This window comes from Paenibacillus amylolyticus (genome assembly GCF_036894225.1).
Taxonomy (GTDB): Bacteria; Bacillota; Bacilli; order Paenibacillales; family Paenibacillaceae; genus Paenibacillus; species Paenibacillus amylolyticus.
In genome coordinates this window covers 5,078,333-5,100,083 of record NZ_CP145892.1, presented here as the reverse complement: position 1 = coordinate 5,100,083, position 21,751 = coordinate 5,078,333, and the positions used below count along the sequence as shown (strand labels likewise).

General features: G+C 47.9%; 18 protein-coding genes. 15 read left to right on the top strand and 3 right to left on the bottom strand.

Annotated features, from left to right (window positions below):
* Positions 1 to 133 precede the first annotated feature (133 nt).
* The 7 genes from V6668_RS22555 (at position 134) to V6668_RS22525 (ending at position 11,804) form a co-directional block, all read left to right on the top strand.
* The gene (locus tag V6668_RS22555) at positions 134 to 1,405 is read left to right on the top strand and encodes an ABC transporter substrate-binding protein (protein WP_036668615.1); all 1,272 of its coding nucleotides are present in this window, start codon (positions 134 to 136) and stop codon (positions 1,403 to 1,405) included.
* Between the two features lie 100 nt (positions 1,406 to 1,505).
* Entirely contained in the window at positions 1,506 to 2,393 is an 888-nt protein-coding gene (locus tag V6668_RS22550) for a carbohydrate ABC transporter permease (RefSeq protein WP_017687021.1), read from the top strand.
* Complete coding sequence (locus V6668_RS22545; protein WP_036617294.1) at positions 2,386 to 3,231, top strand: carbohydrate ABC transporter permease; 846 nt, start codon at positions 2,386 to 2,388, stop codon at positions 3,229 to 3,231. Before V6668_RS22550 ends, V6668_RS22545 begins: the two co-directional genes overlap by 8 nt.
* Positions 3,232 to 3,321: 90 nt before the next feature.
* The gene (locus V6668_RS22540; protein ID WP_100529191.1) at positions 3,322 to 4,818 is read left to right on the top strand and encodes a glycoside hydrolase family 30 protein; all 1,497 of its coding nucleotides are present in this window, start codon (positions 3,322 to 3,324) and stop codon (positions 4,816 to 4,818) included.
* Positions 4,819 to 5,089: 271 nt separating this feature from the next.
* Positions 5,090 to 8,128 carry a beta-galactosidase gene (locus tag V6668_RS22535; RefSeq protein ID WP_338706793.1) on the top strand — a complete coding sequence of 1,013 codons (3,039 nt, stop codon included), beginning with the start codon at positions 5,090 to 5,092 and terminating at the stop codon, positions 8,126 to 8,128.
* Between the two features lie 438 nt (positions 8,129 to 8,566).
* Positions 8,567 to 9,919: a glycoside hydrolase family 43 protein gene (locus tag V6668_RS22530; RefSeq protein WP_338706792.1), complete on the top strand. Its 1,353-nt coding sequence runs from the start codon at positions 8,567 to 8,569 to the stop codon at positions 9,917 to 9,919.
* A 40-nt stretch (positions 9,920 to 9,959) separates the two neighbouring features.
* Positions 9,960 to 11,804, top strand: a complete 1,845-nt coding sequence (locus tag V6668_RS22525; protein WP_338706791.1) for an RICIN domain-containing protein — start codon at positions 9,960 to 9,962, stop codon at positions 11,802 to 11,804.
* A 130-nt stretch (positions 11,805 to 11,934) separates the two neighbouring features.
* Here the strand turns inward: V6668_RS22525 and solA are convergent, their stop codons facing one another.
* A complete protein-coding gene (solA, locus tag V6668_RS22520; protein WP_338708989.1) occupies positions 11,935 to 13,068 on the bottom strand; it encodes an N-methyl-L-tryptophan oxidase in 1,134 nt (377 codons plus the stop codon).
* A gap of 133 nt (positions 13,069 to 13,201) precedes the next feature.
* Here solA and V6668_RS22515 point away from each other — a divergent pair, with 133 nt between their 5' ends.
* The 6 genes from V6668_RS22515 (at position 13,202) to V6668_RS22490 (ending at position 17,837) form a co-directional block, all read left to right on the top strand.
* Positions 13,202 to 13,759, top strand: a complete 558-nt coding sequence (locus V6668_RS22515; protein ID WP_338706790.1) for a GNAT family protein — start codon at positions 13,202 to 13,204, stop codon at positions 13,757 to 13,759.
* 110 nt (positions 13,760 to 13,869) lie between these two features.
* Positions 13,870 to 14,625, top strand: a complete 756-nt coding sequence (locus V6668_RS22510) for an exodeoxyribonuclease III (protein WP_338706789.1) — start codon at positions 13,870 to 13,872, stop codon at positions 14,623 to 14,625.
* A gap of 233 nt (positions 14,626 to 14,858) precedes the next feature.
* On the top strand, positions 14,859 to 15,842 hold the full coding sequence (locus V6668_RS22505) for an alpha/beta hydrolase (protein ID WP_338706788.1): 984 nt from the start codon (positions 14,859 to 14,861) through the stop codon (positions 15,840 to 15,842).
* Between the two features lie 47 nt (positions 15,843 to 15,889).
* Positions 15,890 to 16,036, top strand: a complete 147-nt coding sequence (locus V6668_RS22500; RefSeq protein ID WP_165790037.1) for a hypothetical protein — start codon at positions 15,890 to 15,892, stop codon at positions 16,034 to 16,036.
* Between the two features lie 32 nt (positions 16,037 to 16,068).
* Positions 16,069 to 16,647 (top strand): hypothetical protein, encoded by a 579-nt coding sequence (locus tag V6668_RS22495; RefSeq protein ID WP_338706787.1) that lies wholly within the window; start codon positions 16,069 to 16,071, stop codon positions 16,645 to 16,647.
* A gap of 212 nt (positions 16,648 to 16,859) precedes the next feature.
* Positions 16,860 to 17,837, top strand: a complete 978-nt coding sequence (locus V6668_RS22490; protein ID WP_370739099.1) for a diaminopimelate dehydrogenase — start codon at positions 16,860 to 16,862, stop codon at positions 17,835 to 17,837.
* Positions 17,838 to 17,996: 159 nt separating this feature from the next.
* Here V6668_RS22490 and V6668_RS22485 read toward each other — a convergent pair whose 3' ends face one another.
* Positions 17,997 to 18,851 (bottom strand): pentapeptide repeat-containing protein, encoded by an 855-nt coding sequence (locus tag V6668_RS22485; protein WP_338706786.1) that lies wholly within the window; start codon positions 18,849 to 18,851, stop codon positions 17,997 to 17,999.
* A gap of 155 nt (positions 18,852 to 19,006) precedes the next feature.
* Positions 19,007 to 20,392, bottom strand: a complete 1,386-nt coding sequence (gene gdhA, locus V6668_RS22480) for an NADP-specific glutamate dehydrogenase (protein WP_338706784.1) — start codon at positions 20,390 to 20,392, stop codon at positions 19,007 to 19,009.
* 388 nt (positions 20,393 to 20,780) lie between these two features.
* Here gdhA and V6668_RS22475 point away from each other — a divergent pair, with 388 nt between their 5' ends.
* Positions 20,781 to 21,254, top strand: a complete 474-nt coding sequence (locus tag V6668_RS22475; protein ID WP_017687035.1) for a GreA/GreB family elongation factor — start codon at positions 20,781 to 20,783, stop codon at positions 21,252 to 21,254.
* On the top strand, positions 21,244 to 21,750 hold the full coding sequence (locus V6668_RS22470) for a cation:proton antiporter regulatory subunit (RefSeq protein ID WP_036617317.1): 507 nt from the start codon (positions 21,244 to 21,246) through the stop codon (positions 21,748 to 21,750). The genes V6668_RS22475 and V6668_RS22470 overlap by 11 nt, the downstream gene beginning before the upstream one ends.
* The last annotated feature ends 1 nt before the right edge of the window (position 21,751 follow it).

Genomic DNA, 21,751 nt, shown 5'->3' with positions numbered 1-21,751 from the left:
AAATATAATGAGTGCGTGAATGAAACCCCTTTCATAAAGTGGAACGGGTTTTATGTTTCAGCTTAATGAAACCCATTTCATGAAACGGGTTTCAGTGTAGTCATCCATTCATTATATCAAGGGGGCGTAACGTATGAGAAGAAGTCTAAAGGTCATTTCGTTATTGATGCTGGTCATGGTAATGGGTCTGACAGCCTGTAGCAGCGGGAGTAAAAACGGTTCTTCCGGCGAGTCCGGTGGCAAGGTTGATTTGAGCATGACAATCTGGGGCTCGGAGGATGAGAAGAAGATTTATCAGGAACGACTCGACATTGTGAAACAGACGTATCCCGATATTAACGTGAAGCTGAACGTGGTTGCAGGGGATTATGACCAGAAGGTACAGACCATGATCGCCGGAGGAACGGCACCGGACATCATGATGATTGCCGAGAACTATCAGGCTTACGCCTCCAAGAATCAGATTATACCGCTGGATGACATGATTCAGGCGAACAATGTGAACATGTCCGAGCGTTATTCCGATGATATCGCAAACCTGATGAAGTATGATGGCAAACAATTTGGTTTGCCGGATCGTGCAGGTGCGATGGTCCTCTTTTATAACAAAGATCTGTTCGACAAGGCTGGGGTGGAATACCCAACCAAAGATTGGACGCAGGATGATCTGATGGCGGCAGCTCAGAAGCTGACGGTGAAGGAGAACGGCAAAACGACTCAATGGGGTTACTATCCCGGTAGCTGGTGGCCGCAATGGATGCAGCTGATCTACCAGAACGGTGGCTCACTGTTCGATGAGAGTGGCAAACCAACCTTCAATACAGAGCCTGTGCGGAAAGCATTACAATTCATGAATGATCTGACCTTCACACACGGTGCGGGACCAACGCCAACCGAGATTGCCGACATGGGGAATATCGGAGCTGATCCGCTGTTCGCTCAAGGCAAGATCGCCATGGAAACTACAGGGTTCTGGAACATCGGTTCACTTGCCAAGGTGGAAGGCATTAATTGGGATATCTCTCCGGTATGGGGTGAGACGAACGCATTCTTCAACGGGTTAACGATTACCAACGCATCCAAACACAAGGAAGAAGCATTCAAAGTCATCGAAGCACTGACCACACCGGAAGCACAGATGCCAATGGTCAAAGCCGGTCAGGATGCTCCTGCAACCAAAGCGGGTCTGTCCAGTGATGAATTCCTCAATGCTGAATACGGTGGCAAAAAAATCAACATGGCTGCGTTCAGTGAATCAACGATCTATGCGGAACCATTCAACCCGCAATGGAACGAAATGATGAAGCTCATTAACGATAAGCTGGGTGTCTACTTCAACAACAAAGCCACGCTTGATGATACCGTAACCGAAATTCAGAGTGGACTGGAAAGACTCTACAAATAGAGGATTTTCTGAACATGCACAAATAGCAGCGACAGCAGGACAGGTGGAATCGGCGTGAATGCGGGTTCCATCTGCTCTCTGCGTCATGGGAGGGCTTAACGTGAGAAAAAAGGACGGGAAATGGTTCTACATCTTCATCTCGCCTTGGCTGATCGGGTTTCTGGGGCTGACCCTGGGTCCGATCCTGTTTTCCATCTATATGAGCTTCACGAATTGGGATCTGTTCCAGTCCCCTGAATTCATCGGTATCGACAATTACAAAACGTTACTGACCGATGATCCGATCTTCTGGAAATCTGTCGGCAATACATTCTTCTATGCGCTAATATCCATTCCGCTGGGCATGTCGATCTCGCTCTGGATTGCATATTACCTCAACAAAAAAATCAAAGGGATCACCTTCTTCCGTATTCTGTTCTATCTGCCTTCCGTTGTTCCGGTGGTTGCGAGTTCATTGCTCTTCATCCACTTGCTTGCGCCGACGGAAGGATTGATCAACCAGGCACTTGCGATCTTCGGTATTCAGGGTCCTGCCTGGCTTCTTGATCCCAACTGGGTTAAGCCTGCATTGATTCTCATGTCCTTATGGGGTGTGGGTGGTGGAGTGGTATTGCTGCTTGCAGGGATGAAAGGCATTCCACAGGAGCTGTACGAGGCCGCTGCCATCGATGGGGCGAAAAGTACACAATCGTTCTTCCATATTACATTCCCAATGCTGACTCCCGTCATTTTCTTCAATCTCGTGACTGGCATGATTGGAGCGCTCCAGACCTTCGCGCAGGTATTTATCGTCACTGCCGGGGGACCTGACAATTCAAGTCAGATGGTTGTTCCCTACCTATTCCAGAATGCATTCCAATTCTACAAAATGGGATATGCATCGGCGATTGCCTGGGTACTATTCATCATCATCATGGTGTTGACACTCGTTGTATTCCGTTCATCGGCGCTATGGGTGCACTACGAGGAGGGAAAAGCCAATGAGTAATCCATCCACTGTGGAGAAGACGATATCCTATATTTTTCTGATTCTGGTCGGGGTGCTGCTTGCTTCGCCTTTCTTGTACATGATCTCTATTGCACTGGCAAGTGACGCAACAACCGTCAAATCAGCCTTTACCTTTGTTCCAATGGAGTTCCAATGGTCGAACTTTTATACGATCTTCACGAATAACAATCTTGGCACGTATCTCAAAAACTCGGTCATCATAACCATCTTTACGATTGTCGGATCGGTATTATCAGCTTCGATCGTATCCTACGGCTTTGCCCGAATCAAAGCAAAAGGCAGCCGTTTCCTGTTTATTGTGTTGCTCAGTACGATGATGATTCCGGGTGAGGTGACGATGGTACCGCAGTTCATCATCTTCCGTCATCTGGACTGGATTAATACATTCTACCCGCTGATCGTGCCGAGTTTCTTCGCCGGAGCGTTCAACGTATTCCTGATTCGGCAGTTTGTCATGAGTATTCCAAAATCACTGGATGAAGCGGCCATGATCGATGGTATGGGACACCCGGGAATCTACTGGAAGATCATCATGCCACTGACTTATCCGATACTTGCGGCCATTGCGATCTTCTCATTCTCCTATAACTGGGGCAACTTCATGGGGCCGCTCATCTATATCAATGATCCGGAGAAAATGCCGCTGGCACTTGGGGTGCAGCTGTTGACTACGGTAGGTGGCGGGCAGATGCCGCCATGGAACCTCGTGATGATCGCTTCCCTGTTCCTCACCATTCCGATGGTGCTGGTATATCTGTTCGGACAACGTTATGTCTATGAAGCCAACATTAGCGGCGGAAGCAGCGGAATCAAGTAACCGAAGTGTCTGTAGTGGTTGTATGTATTGAAATTGATGTTCAGGGTCAACGGAATAATCAACGTACATGGAGAAAGGATTGTATAGCCCATGGCGCATAAAGAACAACGCAGCAGAGGCAAACGGAGTTATATCCTCATGGGTGTCGCTCTGATTGCTCTGCTGGCAGGAGGAGGAATTGTTATCAATCATTTTGCCAATGAATCATCCAAAACACTTGAGTTCCAAGGGGAACCAGTACGTCTGAAGCTGGATCAGTCCTATAATCATTTTGAAGGTTGGGGTACGTCACTTGCCTGGTGGGCCAACGATCTTGGAGGATGGAAGGATCAGGCGAAGGTGAGTGAAGTGATGGATCTGGTCTTTGACCCGGAGAAAGGATTAGGTCTGAACATCGTTCGTTACAATATTGGCGGCGAGGAAAATCCGGAGATGAAAGCTCTTCGTCCCGGCGGGGATGTACCTGGCTTCCAGCCTGAACCTGGAGAGTGGGACTGGGATGCTGATGCAGGTCAGCGGGCTGTATTACAAGGCTCGATGGAGCGTGGCGTGAACATTACCGAAGCATTCTCCAATTCACCACCTTACTGGATGACGATCAGTGGATCCGTTACCGGAGCTGTGGATGGCAGCAATAATCTGCGTGACGACCAGTATGATGCGTTTGCCGATTATTTGACTGAAGTCGTGAAGCATTATCGGGACGAGTGGGGGATCACCTTCCGCACACTGAATCCACTCAATGAACCTTCCTCCGACTGGTGGAAGAAGGGCAATATGCAGGAAGGTAGTCATTTTACCAATGAGAAACAGGCCGAGATTATCAAGAAAGTTGCTGCATCGTTGAAGAGCAAAGGACTGGATGGAACCGTCATTAGTGCCGCGGACGATAACAGCATTGATGAGACGGTGTTTAATTTCAACCTCTATGATCAGGACACGCTGGACGTAATCCAGCAGATCAATACTCACTCCTATAATGGTAGCAAAATGGAAGAGCTGCGCACGCTGGCAGAACGCCAAGGCAAAAAGCTGTGGATGTCCGAGTACGGAACCGGCGGCAGCGAGCCGCACAGTCATGAGGATATGACCTCGGTGCAAGAATTGGCGGAGCGGATCATGTTTGATCTGAAAATCATGCAGCCATCCGCCTGGGTATACTGGCAGGCCGTTGAAGATGAAGGTGCCAATAACAATTGGGGCTTCATTCATGCCAATTTCAACGGAGAAGAGCAGTACGAGATGACCAAACAGTATTATGGTATGGCCCAGTTCACGAAGTTTATTCGTCCCGGCGCGACAATTATTCCAACCGATGGTGGACGCACACTGGCTGCCTATGACGCGGAACGTCAGAGACTGGTGCTGGTGATTCGTAACGAATTGTCAGCGGGTACAACAGCGTTTGAACTGGAAGGGTATACGTATGGAAAATCATCCACCGCTCAGGTGTATCAGACTTCACCGGATCGGAACATGGAACAGCTTGAAGACATCCCGGTGTATGCCAACGGACTTGAAGTGCCTACGGCCGACAATTCCATCACAACGGTTGTACTGGAAGGCGTGACGTTGCAGGGGAACTGATAGCAGCACTCGGAAGGTTGTTCTGACATCTGAGTGCTGGTGTGAATATGAACAATATAAATTGAACTAATCATTTACACAGAAACGGAGAGGACAGAAATAACTTGAAGAAGCGGAGCGTGCGCCTTTATCCCCGGATTTTCCCTTTGAGAAAAGGGAATCAAAAAAATCTGGGGATAACAGCGATCGGAAGGTTGTTCTGTCATCGAAGTGTGCAGTGTAAATAATCTTTAGTTCAATTTATATCAATAAAGAGAAGGAGGGGATTACTTTGACAGAGAAAGCATCCCTTTTGCTGCAGGAACAGGAGAAGAACATCGCCAGGGCTGAGAATGGTGTTCTATCTGAATTAACATACGATGCACGCAGCTTTTTCCTAAACGGAGAGCGTGTATTTCTGAACAGTGCCACGATCCATTATTTCCGAATGCCGAAGGAGGAATGGCGTGAGGTTCTGCTGAAGGCGAAGCTGGCAGGTATGAACTGCATCGACACTTACTTTGCGTGGAATGTGCATGAACCGGAAGAAGGACAGTGGTCTTTTGAAGGGGACAACGATTGCGGCGCGTTTCTGGATTTGTGCGCAGAATTGGGCATGTGGGTTATCGCGCGTCCGGGTCCGTTTATCTGTGCAGAATGGGATTTTGGCGGTTTTCCATACTGGCTGGGTACGAAGGACGGCGTGAAATTCCGGGAAAATAATGAGACGTATCTGCACTATGTGAATTTGTATTTTGACCGGATTGTGCCGATTATTCGGGAACGCCAGCTGTCCGCTGGGGGCACGGTCATTCTGGTGCAGGTGGAGAATGAATACGGGTATCTGATGGATGACGCTGCTGCAAGTGACCATATGAATACGCTGAGAGATGGATTGTTGCAACGTGGCATTGACGCTACGCTGATCACTTGCGTTGGCGGGGCGGAAGGCACGATTGAAGGGGCTAATTTCTGGTCAGGTGCTGACGGGCATTATGAGAAACTTCGAGCCAAACAACCGGACACCCCGAAGATGGTCACGGAATTCTGGACCGGATGGTTCGAGAATTGGGGAGGGCCTTCGGCTATTCAGAAGACAGCGCCTTTGCTGGAGAGACGTATTATGGAGATTCTGCGTGCCGGGTATACCGGAATCAGTCACTACATGTTCTATGGTGGCACGAACTTCGGTGGATATGGCGGCAGAACGATGGGTAGCAGTGACATCTTCATGATTACGTCCTATGACTATGATGCACCGCTGAACGAATATGGACGGGTGACACCGAAATATGCAGTAACCAAGAATTTGTCCTATTTCGTCCATGCTTTCGGGGCCCTTCTGATGGAAACAGAGGAAATTCCAGAAGAACAGATCGTTGTACGTCATCCTGAAGGCATATCTGTACGAGGCAGACAGGCTGACAACCAGAAGATTTGGTTCCTGGAGAGTCACAAGGATGAACGCGAGACGATGCACATTACACTGGAAGAAGGGCGTACTCTTCCGGTATCGGTGAATCCGGGTCAGATTGTTCCGTTGCTGGATCGGGTACAGATTGCTGAACACGTATACCTGACTGCGGGTACGATGATTACGGGCAATGAAATGATAAACGGAGAATTGACCCTGTTCATCGTGGCCGCTACGGGACAGCGTTCAGTTGTCGAACTGGAAGCCAGGGCACTATACGTCACGGGCAGTACGGTGCAAGTGCTGGTTGAACATGATTCAGCCAGGAGCGTATACCGCTTCGATTTATTCCATTTCCAAGAGCCGGGAACGATCCAGCTGGAAGCAAACGGCACACCGATCCGATTCATCATTCTGGATCAAGAAACGATGAATCGAACATGGCGATTGGAAGCAACAGATCAGAAGGGACTACGTTATGTGATCGGTTTCGATGACGTGGACGTATTGCCAACTGGTCAGGTCAAGGGCATGATTACTGATCCGGATCGCACAATTACGCTGCTTGGTGACTGGACCGATGGAGAACAAACGTTAACAGGTTGGGAATTCTATGCCAGCGAGGAGTCTATTGCAGGTATACAGCAGCAGCTTCCGTGGACATTACCGAGTGCGCCGACATTGTCTGATTCTCCTGAGCTGTCACGTGTTACGTTAACTGCGAAGCAGCGTCCGGCGAGTGGACAACCAGAAGACTTTTCCCGATACGGACAAGATTTTGGTTATCTATTGTACGAATGTGATTTCGAGAGTCCAACCGAAGGGGTCACTAACCTCATTTTGCCGGATATCCAGGATACTGCCAGAATCATCGTTAATGGTGTTCAGCAGGCACTGGTTCGTCAGGTAGGGGCAGCAGGTGTGCAGTTGCAGGTGGCCAAAGGGAAGAATACACTTCAGATTCTGGTACAGCATATGGGCAGATTGAACTTCTCCCCGTATTTGGGTGAGAGCAAAGGTCTGGCTGGTGCTGTGTATCTGGATGGCAAGGTTCAGGATATTCGTCGGGATTGGCGTATGGAGCGTGGACTTGTGCATCTCGATGAGGTGAACTCTCTCCAAGAATCTCCACTTCTGAGCAGAAGCTTTACACTGGATAGCATGGATCGGGCGATTCTTGTGGGTGCTTTGAGTAAAGGTCTTCGTATCAATGGTATCGAAGTTCCGATGGAAGGATATCAGGATTGGTTTGCCTTCCAGACGTTAGACATATCCTTGTATATCAAGACCGGAGAGACAAATACACTGGAAATGCCGTATAGCCGCTCTTCGCTGAATCGACTGGAACTGATCACATATCCGAGTCAGGGAGAACTGAAGGATTGGCGTATGGCAGGGACGGATGCATTGCTTCCGCAACAATGGGAGAGCTACGAGGTAGGACAGGAATCGATCCATCCTGGAGCACAGGGGTCAATCCAGCGTGCAGGACAGCCTGGTATCGCCGCAGGTGGCAATTGTACTGCCAATCTGGTGCCCGACACCACGAATGAATCGGTCAATAGTGCTACATTGAGTGAGAAATCTCACCCTGTATCCAATCATACTCCAGTCCGAGGATCGTATGGTCAGCCGGTCTGGTACCGCTGGCGTTTCGCGAAACCTTCTATTTCCGAGCACCATAAGGTGAACCTGATGCTTCGCCTGACCGGAATGAGCAAAGGAACCATTCACTTAAACGGACATCATCTGGGCCGTTACTGGCAGATTGGTCCGCAAGAGGATTACAAAATTCCAGTAGCATGGCTACAGGAAGAGAATGAATTACTTTTGTTCGATGAAGAAGGCAGAACACCAGAACGTGTACGATTCCTGTTGGACGCATTATCCCGTTATCCGTGGGTTGCGGTGGAATAGTTCATGTATGGATCGTTAGCTGTCTTACCGATCCAACTATGGTTGAGAACAAGAACTGGATCGAGATAGTTCGAGTCGCACGCAACATTTCATCTTTTACCACAGTCACACTACCTCATTTTCTTAGTCAAATAACCCGAGCTTGTGAATCTTTGGATTCAGTCTTGTGAGTGAATTAGCTAAGGGAATGGGGCACTGTGGTGATCAGGTTGGTACAACGAACTAAGGTAACACTTGTAGTTTAATTAATTGTAACCGTTTACATATATAAAGAGTGTTCATTCATGATCTTTGAAGGGAGTGATGCTTCATGTAATTGGAATTTGAACAGGTAGTCGTGAGGTGTTGCTCATCAGTGGCAGTCCCAGGTACGCTTTGTCATTGGTAATACAGTAAGGTATTCCTCTGTTCATCACTCATGGATAAGGAGATGACCCAATGTTGACGAAGAAGGAAGAGGGAATAGGAATAGGAGTAGGAGTAGGAAAGTCCAAAGGTTTCAAGGCCGGAATGATTCTGCTGCTCGGAACATTACTTCTATTAACGATGTTATTCCCCAATACAGCCAGAGCAGCGACAAGTGTATATACGATATCCGCTTTTACGAACACAAGTGAGTCCAATATGTACATCTATGAATCGTATAATGCAACCCACTATGGTTTGCTAAAAGGGCCAGCCTATACACCTCCGGCCAATCTGATCCGTGATCCCAGCATCATGAAGCACACAGATGGTCTATATTACGTTGTTTACACCACGAACTGGTCAGGTAACACCATTGGCATCGCCTCCAGCCCGGATAAGGTAAACTGGACATTTGTCCGTAACATTACATTATCCACACCTACCACAATTGCACACACCTGGGCACCAGAATGGTTCAAAGACAGCAACGGCAGTCTGAACATTATCGTGTCCCTCTCACCAGGCAACTATCAGAATTTCAAACCTTATGTACTCACAGCTTCAGGCAGCAATCTAACATCTACCTCATGGTCTGCACCTACTGAACTGGCAGGCATTGCTCCCAATTATATCGACACTTTTATCGTGAAGACAGGCTCAACCTATCATGCTTTTAGCAAGAACGAGACCACCAAATACATTGAATATGCGACATCCACCTCGCTAACGGGTCCTTATACCTTTAAAGGTACAGGGGATTGGGCAGGTTGGGGTTCTTGGGTGGAAGGCCCGGCGCTTGTTCAGCTGGATAATGGTTCATGGCGAATCTACTTTGACGGCTATGCAACACAAAAATATTATTACAGCGACTCTGCTGACAACTTCCAGACTTGGGGTGCCAAACAAGAGATTGCAGGTCTTACCGGACTCGTCCGGCATATGACTGTATTGAAAGAGTCCGGACAACCGGGGGATATCCGCAAGCTGGAGTCATTCAATGTGCCTGGCAGCTTCATTCGTCACTACAACTATCAGGCACGGATTGATGCAAGTGTCAGTCCGGCAGAAGATGCACAATTCCGTATCGTTCCCGGGCTGTCGAATGCAACAGGCATTTCGTTTGAGTCCATGAATTATCCGGGTTATTTCCTGCGCAATAATAATGGCAGCATCACACTCGTGAAAAATGACGGCAGCACTACATTCCGAAATGACGCCACGTTCAAACGTGTAAGTGGACTTGCTAACGCTAGTTGGACATCGTATGCCTCGTTTAGTAACCCGAACCTGTACCTGAGACATTATAATAATGTGCTGAAACTGGAAGCTGTAGTTAACGCAATCGATAAGTCAGACGCGACCTTCCGAGAGATCGGGCAATAATGGGTGTTCGTGTTTTGAAAAATGATAAGGAGTGAAGCGGATGAAGTGGTTAAAACGAATGAGCTCGCTGTTGCTGGCAGGAAGTCTGCTAACAGGCAGTTTGGGTCTGGGAACAGAGGTATCTGCTGCGGGAGCCTACACGGCTGTTGCCGATCCATCGAAGCAATATCAGACGATGGAAGGCTGGGGAACATCCCTCGCGTGGTGGGGCAAAGTGGTTGGAGAATATTCCAATCGGGATGAGTATGTGGAGAAAATGTTCAATGCAAATACCGGACTGGGTCTGAATATCCTGCGGTACAACATTGGAGGCGGGGATAATCCGTCATCCAATATCCTTGAATATCGCAAAGCCGTTCCTGGTTACCAGCCTTCTCCGGGCGTGTATGACTGGAATGCAGATGAAAATCAACGATATATGCTGCAAGCTGCCAAAGCTCAAGGCGTGAATGTCATCGAAGCTTTTGCGAATTCCGCACCTTACTGGATGACGATCAGTGGTAATGTGTCCGGTTCGGCCAATGGTGGTAACAACCTCAAGCCTGATTACTACGATGATTTTGCTGATTACTTAACCGAGGTTGTGAAGCATTTTAGGGATAACTGGGGGATCACATTTGATAGTGTAACTCCGCTGAATGAACCAATCTCGACATGGTGGAAGCAGGGCAATGACCAGGAGGGCATGCACTTTGACCGGGCGGATCAGAACACGATTCTGAATCAGGTACAAGCTTCGTTGAATGCAAAGGGCCTGTCCACCAAGCTGAGCGCACCGGAAGAATACAGTATCGATGATACCGATGTGTCGTTCAACAGCTACAGTAATGCGGTTAAATCAGCGATCACTCAGATCAACACTCATACGTATGGCGGAAGCAATCGTACTGCTTTGCGCAACACAGCGACGTCTGCGGGCAAACATCTGTGGACCTCGGAATATGGAGACGGAGATGCAAGCGGACTTACGATGTCACGGACCATCCTCAAGGATATTCGCAATATGGGCGCAAGTGGATGGGTGTATTGGCAAGCCGTCGATAGTGCAGAAGGATGGGGATTTTTCAAGAACGTGTTGAACAATACACAAACGACCAGTTACACCGTGAACCAAAAATACTATGTCATGGGCAATTACAGCAAATTTATTCGTCCTGGATACAAGATTATCGGCATGAATGATGCCAATACCCTTGCAGCCTATGATGCAGCCTCCGGCAAAGTTGTGCTGGTAACAACCAATTCGGAATCGACGGATACAACGGTAACCTATGATCTCAGTCGTTTTACTAACACAGGCACGTCTGCTCAAGTATATCGGACCTCTTCAACGGAGAAGTTGCAGCAACTGACCAATATTTCGGTGCAAAACAAAACCTTTACCGCTACGGCCAAGGCCAATTCGGTCACAACCTACGTCATTTCCGGTGCAACTTACAATGGCGGTACAGGATATGAAGCCGGGGCCATCTACAAATTAATCAACCGCAACAGTGGACTTGCACTCGATGTTAACGGTGCTTCTTCTACGGGTGGGGCAACAATCATTCAGTGGAATGATAATGGAGCAGCCAACCAGCAGTGGAAGCTAGAGTCCGCAGGTAACGGATATTACAACATCCGCAATGTGGGCAGTGGGCTTTTGCTGGATGTGAATTCGGGTTCTACACAAGGCGGAGCCGCTCTGATTCAATGGCAGGATAACGGAGGCAACAATCAGCAATGGCTGCCAATTGATGTGGGAGGATATGTGGTACTTGCGAATCGAAACAGTGGCCTGACGGTTGACATCAATCAAGGGTCTCTAACCGCAGGTGCCTCCACGATTCAGTGGGCCGACAATGGTGGGGCCAATCAGCAATGGAGCCTAGTCAAAGTTAATTAGTGTGAGTACGCATGAATTAAACGTTGTTACGTGTCCTTCTTTCTTGGAGGTGCAGTGCTCTAAGCGACACTGCACCCTCAAGGAAAGTAGCTATTTTAGACATACATATATTCATCCACCCAGCTGGTACTTAACGAAAACGGGATAGGGTGAACCTGCTAATATCCTGATCCGTGTGCCCCGTTTGCACCAAGTCGGATAGAATCTGCCCAATGGCACTTGCAAACTTGAAGCCGTGACCGGAGAAACCGCCTGCGAGCCACACACGTTCATGGGCAGGGTGTCGGTCGATAATAAAATCTTCATCCGAAGTGAATTCATACTTGCACACACTACCACGTTTCAATTCCCCAGCTGCCTGAGGCATATGAAATTCGAGCAGCCTGCGCAGATCCCCCTCGTCCGTTTCTTCCTTACCAAAAGGAGCCATTGTACTTCCTGGTGTCCACATTTGGCCCGTATCATGACGACCCATCTTCAGACCTGATCCGCCAATGCTTGGAAATCCATAATATGTACCTTCTTTTCCTGCCAGTGTAAAACCGGGGAAGTGTGCCTCGCCATACAAGGCTTCTGGTGCATCAAACCATCCAACCGTTTTACGCACTGCCTGAATGGGGAGATCCACAAAAGGTTTTAATGTCTGAAACCAGGCGCCAGCGCTCAGGATGATTTGATTTGCATGGTATGTCTCACCACCTGAAGTCTGAACTGCAACGGAATGGGGTCCGTATTCGATATGCTCCACAAGCGTGTGCGTCAACAAGGTGGCACCGTGAGTCTCGGCTGCTTTGCGGAAGGCACGAATACAGGGTTCACTATACAGATAACCCGCATCAGGCTCATACATGCCCTCGTAATGTTCAGGTATTGTAATACCTGGCCAGCGTTTCATCACCTCGGCTGCGTGCAACGTTTCATACCGAATACCTGCATCATCTGCATGGCTCAATCGGTTGTGGAAGGAATGAATCTCTGGATCAACCAAATTTATTACACCGGAAGGAACAAACAGTTGGTCTCCGGTCGTTTCCTCCAGCTCGTGCCATAACTTCTGTGCAAGTAATGCCATGGCAATATAGTCAGGCCCACCACTGTACACATGGCGCATCAGTCTGCTATCCCCGTGATGACTTCCTTCCGTATGCGGAGGATCAAAGGCATCAATTAATAAAGTTTTGCATCCACTGCGCGATAGATAATACCCAGCACTCATACCCATGGAGCCGGCTCCAACGATAATAACGTCATATGATTGTGTGATAATAGCACGTCCTCTCCTTATCAATCCTTTTCTACAGTAATGCCTTAATAGAACATATTAATAGTAAAAGCTTGATGAAGGCAAGTGTAGTAAAATGGACTTCTACAATAAATGTTGGCAAAGGAGACCTCGCATGAGTGAGCAATTTAGGTTTGATCTATTTCCATTAATTCAGACAGAACGATTCATCCTCCGGTCGGCAGAGGCTGGAGACAGCCATGATCTGCTCGCGTTATATTCCGACGAAGCTGTGGTTCAATATATGCCATTCACTCCCTTTGAATCCGTGGAGGATGCACAGGGTGAGATGAACTGGTATACGAAGATTTTCAAGGAACACACGGGTTTACGCTGGATGATTGAAGACCGTGAAACTCGTAAAGTGATCGGAACCTGCGGGTTCCTGAACTATGAAGATGTACATAACCGTGCAGAGATTGGATACGATTTGCGTTCCTCTTTCTGGGGCCGCGGTGTGATGACGGAAGTGGCACATGCTGTGTTACATTTTGGATTCACAAGCATGCAGCTTAACAAGATCGAAGCGAAGGTTGAACCGGAGAACGAGGCGTCAATTCGCCTATTACACAAGCTTGATTTTCAACAGGAAGGTGTACTGCGGCAGCATGAGTTCGAGAAAGGCAGATATATTGACCTTGCGGTGTTCTCCAAGTTACGAAGCGATATATAGGCAAGCTAACCCTATAAGGATTCCAATGACTCCATCTCATTCCAGAGCCGTAAGGCTTGTCCCTCTGAATGAGCCCATGCTATATTGGAGAGATGTGAGGAGATGAGGATATGAAGCTGGTGTCCTGGAATGTGAATGGCTTAAGGGCATGTGTGACCAAAGGATTTATGGATTATTATCAGGAGAGTCAGGCGGATATTTTCTGCCTTCAGGAGACCAAATTACAAGCTGGACAGATTGAGATGGACCTGGGGGAAGATGTTTATCAATATTGGAATTATGCGATCAAAAAAGGATATTCCGGTACGGCTGTATTTAGCCGAATCAAGCCTATATCCGTTCGTTACGGGATGGAGGAGGACAGCGAGCCAGAAGGACGGATGATTACACTGGAGTACGATGAGTTTTATCTGGTGAACGTCTATACACCTAACGCAAAGCGGGATCTGACCCGGTTGCCTTACCGTCTGGAATGGGAAGACCGATTCCGAGCTTATATTCTGCAACTGGAGCAGACTAAGCCGGTTATCGTCTGTGGTGACCTGAATGTGGCTCATCAGGAGATTGACCTGAAGAATCCGAAGCCCAATCTGGGCAATTCCGGATTTACCCTTGAAGAGCGTGGCAAGATGACCGATTTGCTTGCTTCCGGGTATGTGGACAGCTTCCGCCATCTGTATCCGGATCGTACGGATGTATACAGCTGGTGGTCTTATATGCCGAAGGTTAGAGAACGGAACGTGGGCTGGCGCATTGATTATTTTCTCGTATCCAATCAATTGGCACCTAAGGTGGCAGATGCGCATATCGATTGCCACGTGATGGGCAGTGATCATTGCCCGGTGGGTCTTACTTTGCAACTATAGGTAAGGATCGTTGTGAGATAGATTGAGGTAAGAGTTTTAGAATACAAGTATAGATGAACTGCAAGTTTCCTGAATGGGAGATTTGCAGTTTTTTTTGCGTCACAGGTAGGGGAGGGACACTGGACTTTGGTTGGGGAAAGAACTGGACTCGGGATTGTTTCAATCCCGCTATTTCTTGGGTACGATTGAAGCATACATATATAGATGAACCTTTGGGGTAAGGGGTAGAGAAGATGAAGAAGGGGTTACGGAGAGGGTTAAAAGTGCTGGGAGGCATCATGCTTGCCACAGGACTTTTGCTGCTGGCAGGTACAGCGTATGAAGCGTATCAATCCACGCAGGATATGAAGTCCTATCCCCCGCCAGGCAAGTATTATGAAGTGAGTGGTCGCAACATGCACCTCTACACTGCTGGCAAAGGAGAGGTAACCGTGGTGTTTGCCTCAGGCTGGGGTACACCCAATCCGTATGTGGATTTCAGTCCGCTATATGACAAGTTGAAATCACAGGTAAAAATTGCGGTATATGATCGGTTCGGGTACGGATACAGCGACTATACGGATGAACCTCGTGATGTTGATACCATCTCGGAAGAGATCCACCAATTGCTGCGCACATCCGGTCAACGTCCACCTTACATCATGGTTGGTCACTCCCTGGGGGCGCTGGAGACACTGCGGTTTGCGCAAAGGTATCCTGATGAGGTGGCCGGCATGGTCATGATCGATGGCGGAAGCCCGGAGTATTACAGTCGTACAGACTTGAATACACCGGAATGGATGATGGATTGGTCCCGTTTTCTGGTGAAAACAGGCATCGCACGAACATTGCTGCAATCGGATCGTATGATGGCATCTCTGGTCATTGACCCAAATCTGGTAACGGAACCGATGAAAAAAGCCGTTACGATATCCACGCTGAGACATGCGTACAATGACAATGTCATGGAAGAGGTTCGGAATTCCAGAACAAATGCAGCGTGTGTGCTTGAGAACAAAACGAAGTTTGGCTTCCCCCTGACGATCCTCACAGCCGGTTCGGAGGAGTCGGATGAGGACAGTCATGCTTGGCAGGCCGACCAAGCGAATTTTGCTTCATGGTCAAGACACGGAACACAGCTGACAGTTCCACAAGCGACACACAGTATCCACAACAGTCAACCGGATATTGTCGCCGCCGAGATCATGAAATTAGTGACACCGTCCAGTGACCTATGAGTAACATGATTCCACAAATACATGATGAACAGGAGGAGGAGGGATGGATGAAAAAGTTTAAAGTAATCACCCGCTTCCTGTCCATTCTTGTAGTCAGTTGTCTATTGTCTCTTAGTGTATTATCTGTATCTGTGATATGGGTTAAGAATAACGTTCATGCGGTGCCTGTGATCCAGCCGTTTGAACGTGATTAGCACATAAAACGAAGAAGAAGGAGTGGTAACAGATGGTGAAGAGAAGGAAATATGTATTGGCCTGTGCGGCACTGGTGATGATGGTGGCCTTGAGTGCTTGCAGCAGCGCGGCAGACGAACCGAGTGATACGGAGAAGGTGGACACTGAAGTTTCCTCCGGAACTGGTGAACAGGAGACTAATGAAGGTGCAAGCGAAGCAACAACAAGTACAGTGACCGAAACGGAGGGTACGACTGCACCAACCGACTCGGATTCAGATCGTGGTGAGGAAGCGACTGCTGGAACCAATGAGTTGCCGGAGAACTTGCCAAGTGATTTCCCGTTGCCGGAAGATGCTACGATTCGTTTAGCCAATTCAGGTGAGAATGAAGGCAAACAATCGGCCATGGTGATTTTCTCCACTGAACAAGATATGAAAACCGTATCCCAGCTGTATAAAGATTACTTCAACGCCAAAAAGTTGACGGATGCAGGTCAGACGATCGATGACAAAAATATTATCATTCAGGGAACCGATTCGGAGACGCAGGATGTCTGGTCCTTGATTGGAGGAACATTGGCGGGACAGGAAGGCGTGATTGAACTGACGTTGACCTGGACAGAATCATAAGCAGAAGATAAGGGCTATTTTTCTTTCCTGCTTTTTTTCTTCCTAAAATAACGAATGAATGCCATATTACCTTGCATACGGAGCCGCATTATTGCTGCACCGCTGCAAGGTATTTTTATTTCGAACTGGAAACCTGACAGGTTACATGGTATGTTATATCATTATAAACAGAGTAATAGACAACTATAGAAGAAGACAGGAGAGGATTGAACATGATTAGAGTGGGTATTGTTGGTTACGGTAACTTGGGTAAAGGTGTAGAGAAAGCCATTTCCCAGAACGAGGATCTGGAACTGATTGCTGTGTTTACACGTCGTAATCCGGAGCAGATGGTCGCTGAAAGCACAGAAGTACGTTTTGAGCATATCTCTGCAGCGGAGCAATACATAGGCAAGGTTGATGTTATGATCCTCTGTGGTGGTTCTGCAACCGACCTTCCAGAGCAGACACCAGCCATCGCCAAGTTGTTCAATACGGTAGATAGCTTCGATACACATGCGAAGATTCCTGAATTCTACAAGGAAGTTAATGCTGCGGCAGAGCAAGGCGGTCACGTAAGTGTCATTTCCACAGGTTGGGACCCAGGCTTGTTCTCCATGAACCGTCTGCTTGCACAGTCCATCCTGCCAGAAGGAAAAGAGTACACGTTCTGGGGCAAAGGTGTGAGCCAAGGCCACTCGGATGCTATTCGTCGTGTTCCAGGCGTTAAGGCGGGTGTACAGTATACTGTACCTGTTGAAGAGGTGATCAACCGCATTCGTGCAGGAGAGACACCAGAGCTGTCTACACGTGAGAAACATCTGCGTCAATGTTATGTGGTAGCTGAAGATGGTGCTAATCAGGATGAGATCCGTGAGACGATTGTGTCGATGCCTAACTACTTTGCAGATTACGATACAACGGTAACATTCATTAGCGAAGAAGAATTGAAATCCGAGCATGAAGGTATGCCGCATGGTGGATTTGTTATTCGCAGTGGGGTTACGGGTGCAGGTCAAAAGCAAATTATTGAATTTGGTCTGAAACTCGACAGCAATCCTGAATTTACAGCAAGCGTACTTGTAGCGTATGCAAGAGCCGCGCAACGCTTGAGCGTGGAAGGACATAAGGGAGCGAAAACGGTATTTGATATTCCGCTCGGTCATTTGTCTCCAAAATCGGCTGAAGATCTTCGCCGCGACTTGTTATAATTCTGATTCGTTCCAGTGATTTTATAGAAACAGCTCGTCCTTGGATGTATAGGACGAGCTGTTTTTTTTGCTGTTGCTGTATACGATTCATACATTCATATGAATTGGCAGGTACTATCCTGCCTGTATCCCTGCACGTGCTCTTGTGGAAATGGCACCCTATACCCAGTGTGAGGGAATGTTAAGATGATCCGGCAACTTGGTATTCACATTACCTTTGGCTGCATTAATCTGGGATTGCGTCAGGAAGATGCCACCTCTCAGGTCTGCATCGCCCAGATCCGTATCCCGCAAGTCCGCGCCAATCCAATCCGCATTTCGTGTGTCTGCATTTCGGAGATCGGCTGCGATCATTAAAGCCCCTCGGAAGCTTGCGCCCCGCAGGTCAGCCCCTTTTAAATTGGCACCAAAAAAGTCACTTCCGGTACGTTTTTTACTCTTCTTCGACTTCCCTTGTCCATGAGCGGTGGGTGGCACATTCGCGCGTACCATCTCACTTGCCTGGACCAAGAGTTGATTCACACTGGACCGATAATTGGCGATGTCCAGACGGAGGAGTGCCGCAGGCTCCAGATTGCTCAAGCGCTCAACCTCCTCATATAACTCACCAAATGCCGAATGAAGGGATGACGTCTCCGGTCTCATCATCATTTCCTTCATATAACTGAGCAACTCGTGAAGTTGTCGCAAGGCAGGCAGACAATCGAACATCTCGTTTGCAGACTCTGGATGATCACGCCAATCTTTGCCCGCGTAGGTCACTTGGGACAGCTTCTGTCCAGCTCCGAAACAGTCGTATACCGTGCAACCTTTGAACCCTTTCTGCCGAAGCTGGGTATGGATACCGCAGCGATTGTCCGTGCGCAGATTGGGACAGGGGGTGCCGCTGGCCTTGTCAAAAGCAAAGTCCGATGACTTGCCATAGGGCAAGGCAACACAGCACAGGCCAAAACATTGCTCACAGTCTGCGCTAAGATGAGGACTCGCAGTGCTGGCAAATGGTTGGTTAGACAATGTAAACACTTCCTTATAATAGTACAAATAGATGGAATTACGTCAGTACCACTTTACCATTGCCTTGCCATTAGAGCAATTGAAGACAAGGAAAAAAGGGCAGTTACCCAAATAGATGGGAACGCCCTTTGATCGTGGAGAATCACGTATTTAAATTAAACTACACCTTGAGCAATCATGGAATCCGCTACCTTGAGGAAACCGGCGATATTCGCTCCGGCTACGAGGTTGCCTTCACAGCCATACTCTTCAGCAGCTTCTACACAGCTGGTGTAGATGTTCTTCATGATGTCATGCAGCTTGGCGTCTACTTCTTCAAATGACCAGGACAACCGCATGCTGTTCTGTGACATTTCAAGAGCAGACACGGCTACACCTCCGGCATTAGCCGCTTTGGCTGGACCGAACAGCACGCCTGCACCGTGGAAGACGTCAATGGCAGCCAGGGTGGAAGGCATATTCGCCCCTTCGCCAATGGCCTTCACGCCACCTTTGATTAGAAGGGCCGCAGCTTCTTCATCGATCTCATTTTGCGTTGCACATGGAAGAGCAATATCACAAGGGATAGACCAAATGCCTTCACAGCCTTCGGTATATGTAGCATGCGGATGTTCGTTGATGTATTCGCTGATGCGAAGACGATCAACCTCTTTCAGACGTTTCACGGTATCCAGGTTGATGCCTTGTGGATCGTGTATATAGCCACCTGAGTCACTACACGCCACAACTGTAGCTCCAAGCTCCTGTGCCTTCTGAATGGCATAGATGGACACATTACCAGAGCCAGAGACAACGACTGTGCTGTCTTGGAAGCTGAGCCCCTTGGATTGCAACATCTCCTTCACGAAGTACACACAGCCGAAGCCAGTAGCTTCCTTACGTGCCAAGCTTCCTCCGTACAGCAGACCTTTTCCTGTCAATACGCCTGCCACATGTCCGCCATGGATACGTTTGTATTGGCCGAACATGTAACCAATTTCCCGTGCACCTACACCAATGTCACCTGCTGGTACATCGGTATCGGAACCAATATATTTGTAAAGTTCAGTCATGAAGCTTTGCGTGAAACGCATGACTTCCAGATCCGATTTTCCTTTGGGATCGAAGTCGGAACCGCCTTTACCACCGCCAATGGGCAGACCGGTCAAAGCATTTTTGAAGATCTGTTCGAAGCCAAGGAACTTGATGATGCCCGAGTATACAGAAGGATGGAAGCGAAGTCCGCCTTTGTAAGGGCCAATCGCGCTGTTGAATTGCACCCGGAATCCACGGTTAACCTGAACTTTGCCCTGATCATCTACCCATGGGACACGGAATGTGATTACACGTTCAGGTTCAACAAGCTGTTCCAACAGACTATGGTTCTTATACTTAGGGTGTGCTTCAATAACAGGAATAAGGGAATCCAGAATTTCTTTGACAGCCTGATGGAACTCATCTTCGTGCGGATTTCTGGCGACAACCGACTCATAAACGGAATGAACATATTCTGCGGCAGTAACTTGAACGGACTCTTTAGTTTCTTTTGTTATCGTGGACACTTTTTCGATGCACTCCTTTATTGTGTTAAAGTCTGTAGAGGCTTATTTGCATAAATTGAATAAAAGTTTGTAGTTAAATATACAGGAAAGCAAATAAAAATACGAGATGAAAATTCATAAAATGTTTTTTATGCAGTAATTAAAATGTTCTATGGATCTATCATATGATGTGAAGAATTAAGTTATTAAATGGAAGATATGACCACAAATGATAATAAAAAAGCAAGTTAGACGAATATACTGGATTAAAATATTAGTTTTGGTAAGATGGTAAGAAGGTCTCGTATCCCGGGGTCTTTTTAAAATATAAAGGAGGAAAACAAGATGATGAAGAGAAACATGCCAATCAACATGGAGAACAAGGCTTGTATAGGGGGGGAAATCTACTATGAACCATAGGACCTCCCGCCATAATTGCAGAGAGAAGCTGGTGAGCCAGCTGTTTACATTCGGTGAAGAGAAAAGAACATTTCTCGACGCCTATTTCGACGCGCGTGATCCAGAGCGGATACAATTGGAAAAACAATTGTCCGCATATACAGAGTATGTGGAAAAACTGCTCCTGGGTCCTGATGAAGATCTGGACTCAGCTGTATTGATCGGCAGTCATATTGATTTTGAATATCTCGATTTTCATACGTCAGATTCGTTCATGATTGTCATGCCAGAGGATACTAATCCTGATGAGGGTCGTATTTCTTTCCTCTCTCCAGTAGGGAGTCAATTACTGCTTGGCAGTAAAGGGGAAGTTAGGTCTGTTCATACACCATCAGGTTCCATGAGAATCCGCATTACGGGGATCGAGCTGAGGAGCGAAACCTTGAACGAGCCGGCGCTAGGGGGTGCAGATCATGCACTTTAAAGAGACGGACTTACCCGGGATTGGACGTAAATACTGGCTGCATACCCGTAGTGGTGAGCATTTGGTCATAGTGATTCATAACGACGAGCGACGTGACCTGTTCCATATGGAGTCAGGGGATACACCTGAAGAGGTGGGTGATATGGTATCTCTGGTCACCCTGGACGATGATGAAGCCCGGGCGGTAGCCGCTATTGTTGGTGGTATGACCTATAAACCGAAGTTTCAGGATGAGCGTGAAGTGATGCTTGAAGGGCTGTTAATCGAATGGCTACGGATTGAGCCCCACGCCGCAAGCGTAGGCATGACGATTGGTGAACTGGATATCCGTCAGGCTACGGGCGCCGTAATTCTCGCTGTTGTGACCAAGGATAAGGAGAAGCATTTTAATCCAGGCCCGGATTATGCTTTTACCGCTGGGGCTACAATTGTAGTTGCCGGTGAACGGAATCAGATCAAACATCTCAAACAATTGTTGACTGATGGACGGACTTAGC

Excerpts from the sequence above, each read along its gene's own strand:
- V6668_RS22500 (WP_165790037.1), top strand. The coding sequence starts at position 15,890 with ATGAAAAAGTTTAAAGTAATCACCCGCTTCCTGTCCATTCTTGTAGTC.
- V6668_RS22515 (WP_338706790.1), top strand. The coding sequence starts at position 13,202 with ATGAGTGAGCAATTTAGGTTTGATCTATTTCCATTAATTCAGACAGAA.
- V6668_RS22505 (WP_338706788.1), top strand. The coding sequence starts at position 14,859 with ATGAAGAAGGGGTTACGGAGAGGGTTAAAAGTGCTGGGAGGCATCATG.
- V6668_RS22510 (WP_338706789.1), top strand. The coding sequence starts at position 13,870 with ATGAAGCTGGTGTCCTGGAATGTGAATGGCTTAAGGGCATGTGTGACC.
- V6668_RS22490 (WP_370739099.1), top strand. The coding sequence starts at position 16,860 with ATGATTAGAGTGGGTATTGTTGGTTACGGTAACTTGGGTAAAGGTGTA.
- V6668_RS22495 (WP_338706787.1), top strand. The coding sequence starts at position 16,069 with ATGGTGAAGAGAAGGAAATATGTATTGGCCTGTGCGGCACTGGTGATG.
- V6668_RS22540 (WP_100529191.1), top strand. The coding sequence starts at position 3,322 with ATGGCGCATAAAGAACAACGCAGCAGAGGCAAACGGAGTTATATCCTC.
- V6668_RS22555 (WP_036668615.1), top strand. The coding sequence starts at position 134 with ATGAGAAGAAGTCTAAAGGTCATTTCGTTATTGATGCTGGTCATGGTA.
- V6668_RS22545 (WP_036617294.1), top strand. The coding sequence starts at position 2,386 with ATGAGTAATCCATCCACTGTGGAGAAGACGATATCCTATATTTTTCTG.
- V6668_RS22470 (WP_036617317.1), top strand. The coding sequence starts at position 21,244 with ATGCACTTTAAAGAGACGGACTTACCCGGGATTGGACGTAAATACTGG.
- V6668_RS22530 (WP_338706792.1), top strand. The coding sequence starts at position 8,567 with ATGTTGACGAAGAAGGAAGAGGGAATAGGAATAGGAGTAGGAGTAGGA.
- V6668_RS22475 (WP_017687035.1), top strand. The coding sequence starts at position 20,781 with ATGAACCATAGGACCTCCCGCCATAATTGCAGAGAGAAGCTGGTGAGC.
- V6668_RS22525 (WP_338706791.1), top strand. The coding sequence starts at position 9,960 with ATGAAGTGGTTAAAACGAATGAGCTCGCTGTTGCTGGCAGGAAGTCTG.